Annotated in this window: 4 protein-coding genes and 1 tRNA gene; 2 read left to right on the forward strand and 3 right to left on the reverse strand. The window is 59.8% G+C overall.

The annotated features are described in order from the left end of the window. Nucleotides 1-16: 16 nt before the first annotated feature. Complete coding sequence (locus tag ACEW8G_RS03060; RefSeq protein WP_373486975.1) at nucleotides 17-679, reverse strand: ZIP family metal transporter; 663 nt, start codon at nucleotides 677-679, stop codon at nucleotides 17-19. 188 nt (nucleotides 680-867) lie between these two features. Continuing rightward, complete coding sequence (locus ACEW8G_RS03065; protein ID WP_373486976.1) at nucleotides 868-1,860, reverse strand: manganese catalase family protein; 993 nt, start codon at nucleotides 1,858-1,860, stop codon at nucleotides 868-870. Between the two features lie 191 nt (nucleotides 1,861-2,051). On the opposite strand from ACEW8G_RS03065, the gene ACEW8G_RS03070 reads away from it, so the two are divergent. Both ACEW8G_RS03070 and ACEW8G_RS03075 read left to right on the forward strand, forming a co-directional pair. Then, on the forward strand, nucleotides 2,052-2,768 hold the full coding sequence (locus ACEW8G_RS03070; RefSeq protein ID WP_373486977.1) for a Crp/Fnr family transcriptional regulator: 717 nt from the start codon (nucleotides 2,052-2,054) through the stop codon (nucleotides 2,766-2,768). A 221-nt stretch (nucleotides 2,769-2,989) separates the two neighbouring features. After that, nucleotides 2,990-3,430: a hypothetical protein gene (locus ACEW8G_RS03075; protein WP_373486978.1), complete on the forward strand. Its 441-nt coding sequence runs from the start codon at nucleotides 2,990-2,992 to the stop codon at nucleotides 3,428-3,430. 267 nt (nucleotides 3,431-3,697) lie between these two features. Here ACEW8G_RS03075 and ACEW8G_RS03080 read toward each other — a convergent pair. Then, nucleotides 3,698-3,784, reverse strand: a tRNA-Leu gene (locus tag ACEW8G_RS03080). Between the last annotated feature and the right edge of the window lie 46 nt (nucleotides 3,785-3,830).

Here is a 3,830-nt window from a genome sequence, read left to right on the forward strand (position 1 = left end):
ATCTGCACGATGCTGGCTAACCCAGGGTGGTATCGAGAAACATCATGGCAGTAAGGCCGACCATCAGGCCTGCGGTTGCCTTTTGCCCATCCATGCGCCGGTGCGTGTCGGGAATGATCTCGGATGCGACCACCCAGATCATTGCACCCGCTGCAAAGCCGAGGCCCCACGGCAGCAGCGTTGCCGATAGCGAGACAATCGTCACGCCGATCAGGCCGCCAATCGGCTCAACCAGCCCGGATGCCAGCGCAGCGCCGATGCCTGCGCCGCGCGAATAGCCCAGGCTTGCCAAAGCGCCAGCCACTGCCAACCCTTCCGGAATATTCTGCAGGCCGATGCCGACCGCAGTGGCGGTGCCAGCATCAATATCGCCGCCGCCAAAGCTGACGCCGACCGCTAAGCCTTCAGGGAAATTGTGCAGCGTGATGGCTGCCACGAACAGCCAGACGCGCCGCACCCGCGCATCAGCAATGCCGACCGGCCCAAGGCCAAGCCGATCCAGCGGCGGAACCAGCGTATTGAGCTGCGCCAGACAAATGCCGCCGATCAGAATTGCAATTCCGACAGTGGCCGATGCCACGGCTCTGCTCGACCCTTGCGCTTCGGCATGCTCGATCCCGGGGATGATCAGCGAGAAGAACGAGGCTGCCAGCATCACCCCTGCGGCAAAGCCCAGCATGAGATTTTGTTGGGCTTCAGTCGGTTTGCCGATCGCAAGAATCGGCAGCGCGCCAAGCAGCGTCGCCAGCCCTGCAAGAAGGCTGGCGACGAAGCCTGTCAGGATTATCGAATCACCGATAATGAGCGTGATCCTTTTGCAAGGCAGCGGTTGAGCAGCGCGCTAGCCTTTCATGAGGCGGCGCGAAGTTATTTCGTCTTGCCGGTTTTGGGTGCCTTGCTCGCGGCTGCTGCAGCGCCATTTGCTTTTGCCATCTGCTTGGCCTCCGGCATGTCGCAAGCGCCGCCCATATCGCCATCGGAGAGCTTGCCGGCACCGGGTCCGCCCCCAAGATCAGCGCCGGTCATCGGATCGACATCGGGGCGTGACTGCAACCGGGCCTTCATCGCGTCAGATGCCGTCAGCTGCTGCTTTGACAGCTCCACAGTCGCCAGACCGTCGCCGTCGTCAAGCGGCAGGGCGCTCTTGATGTCAATCCGCTCCCACTGGTCGCCGTCATTCCACGGGCCTGTCATATCGCCGTCACCCTGCGAGGCGTTGACATACATGTTCGCATAGCGATCAAGCCCGGGAAGCTTGCCCGAAGGAAAATTGTCGGTGATCGTGTAAAGCGCCTTTTCGAAGCTTTTCTGATGCGCGACTTCGCGGGTCATCAAAAAGCCAAGCGCGTCCTTGATTCCGGCATCGTCGGTGATGTTGATCAAGCGTTCATAGTCGATCTTGGCCCGGCTTTCGGCGGCGATGTTTGACCGCAGATCACAGGCCGGATCGCCACGGCTGTCGATATAGGCCGCCGTCCATGGCACGCCTGAACTGTTGGTCAACGCAGGACCGCCGCCGTAAAGCAGCGCCTGGGTATGGCTGTTGCCGCCGCCGTTGATCGACATATACATATCGGCCTCGTCGAGCGCGGCTTCCGACAGCTCGGCCTTCACACCCTTGTTGAGCATCGCGACAATCGAGCCGATCACTTCGAGGTGGCTGAGTTCTTCGGTCGCGATGTCGAGCAGCAAGTCTTTGCGGCCCGGATCATCCTCAGCCAATCCTTGCGTAAAATACCGCATGGCCGCGGCGAGTTCGCCGTCGGGCCCGCCGAACTGCTCAAGCAGCAGCGAAGCGAGTGCCGGGTTTGGCTCGGCAACACGGACGGTGTACTGCAGACGTTTGTTGTGCATGAACATGGGCTGTTCTCCTCTGGCACAACAGCGTTTCCGTCGATTGCGCGTTCCCACTCTTGCCGCAGGTTAAGAGAACCAGCCAAATTCGAAAATTGTTGACGAACATCAATTATTTACAGCGGCACCAATCTGCGTTAATTTGAATTGGCACCGTGGCTGATAGTGCTGCACGCGAAGGGGGCACTGGAGTGCCTATGTCTGCTCAAGCGAACACGCTCAAGGCCATGTCTGGTTTCGTCAGAGAAACCGGTTCGCCTGTCAAAATCAGGCGCCATGCGTATATTGTCCGCAGCGGTGAACGCACCAAAGCCTTGTTGCTGATCCAGGAAGGCTGGGCCGCGCGCTATCGGTTGCTGGCTGACGGTCGTCGGCATATCTCACAATTCTATATGCCCGGAGACCTTTGTGACCTGAGCTGGCTGGTGTCTGACGAAGCCAAGCAATCGGTGACGGCACTGACCCCGATCAAGGCGGTCGCGATCGAGCGTAATGTGGTCGAGGAGCGGCTTGGTACCGATGCGGCATTTTCTCGCTGTGTTGCGGTGGACTCGCTGCTTCGGCTTGAATCGCAGGCGGAATGGATGGTGACCCTGGGGTGCCGGTCTGCCCTCGAACGGGTGGCTCAATTGATCTGCGAGCTGTATCTGCGCATTGAACGCTCTGGTCGCGCGGCAAACAGCGAATGCGACTTCCCGCTTTCGCAACAGGATCTCGCCGATTTTACCGGCATGTCCGCAGTCCATGTCTGCAGGACACTTCGGCTGATGAAGGACGTGCAGCTGCTCCAGCTCCATCGGCGGCGATTGAAGATTCCTGACTTTTCAAGTTTGGCATCGTCATGCGCGTTCAATGGCGCTTATTTGGGTGAGGCTTTCTACCCGCCGGCGCGCGCCATCACCGCGTTGACATAAACGAGAGGTCGCGCGCTGGTCCGACCTGTTTTCCGATCGTCCAACCGCCCGACAAGCCCATTCAGCACGCAGATGCAGTATCGGCCCCCGATTGGCACCGATCACCATATTGGCGGCTTTTTGTTAGCCTGCGTCAAGTCCACAGCCAAACAATCGCAGGAAGCGGAACGAGAGAGGCAGGCCAGCGTCCGCACCCTAGCTACCACCACTGGAGAATAACTATGATACGTCTATCACTGTTCAGCCTGCCCGCACTGGCCCTGCTTGCTGCCTGCAGTCCGCAGGACAATACAACCAATGAAAACGCAACCGATACAATGTCGGCTGACGACGGCGCCATGACGACACCCGATGGCACCGGCGCCATGGGCTCGGGCGACATCGATACGACCGGCGGAATGAACCAGTCGGGTACCACGGGTACGGGCACCGGTACCGGAACCACCGGCACTGGATCAATGGGCACCGGGACAAATGGTACTGGATCGGCCGGCACCGGAACGACCGGCACCAGAAGCACCACCGATGGTGCAAACAACAGCATGTCTGGCCCGGGTACCAGTTCCAATGGTACCACCGACCGCATGGGCACCGGCACCAACACCGGCAACACATCCAGCGGCTCAACAGATCGCATGCGCAAGACACCCGAGGCCGCGTAAGCACGTCGGCTGGCCTAATAACCGGACCGAGGGGTTGTTAATCTGATCTTGTACGGTTTTGGCGGATCACAGCCTGAACCAGGCAAGTCCCGGACCGACCGAATTACCCACGGTCCGGGACAGGCTTGTGCAGAGGATGTTCAGACGATTGGCAATCTGATGCTGGGATGCCACTTTAGTGGGGCGCGGCTGAAGCATGTCACGATGCCACCTGCCCCGGCACCGGCTTTATCCGCGAAACCTTGCCGGCGGTGACTTAGGACTGACTGGTGCGGTCAAGAAGACTCGAACTTCCACGGGCTTTCGCCCACAACGACCTCAACGTTGCGCGTCTACCAATTCCGCCATGACCGCACTGATCAACAAGGGGGATGCCTGCGCATGCCCCGGCTTGGCAGGC

It is taken from the genome of Blastomonas sp. (genome assembly GCF_041747255.1).
Classification (GTDB): domain Bacteria; phylum Pseudomonadota; class Alphaproteobacteria; order Sphingomonadales; family Sphingomonadaceae; genus Blastomonas.

Bases quoted from the DNA above. Each gene is read 5' to 3' on its own strand.
- ACEW8G_RS03060 (WP_373486975.1), bottom strand. From the start codon at position 679: ATGCTGGGCTTTGCCGCAGGGGTGATGCTGGCAGCCTCGTTCTTCTCG.
- ACEW8G_RS03065 (WP_373486976.1), bottom strand. From the start codon at position 1,860: ATGTTCATGCACAACAAACGTCTGCAGTACACCGTCCGTGTTGCCGAG.
- ACEW8G_RS03070 (WP_373486977.1), top strand. From the start codon at position 2,052: ATGTCTGCTCAAGCGAACACGCTCAAGGCCATGTCTGGTTTCGTCAGA.
- ACEW8G_RS03075 (WP_373486978.1), top strand. From the start codon at position 2,990: ATGATACGTCTATCACTGTTCAGCCTGCCCGCACTGGCCCTGCTTGCT.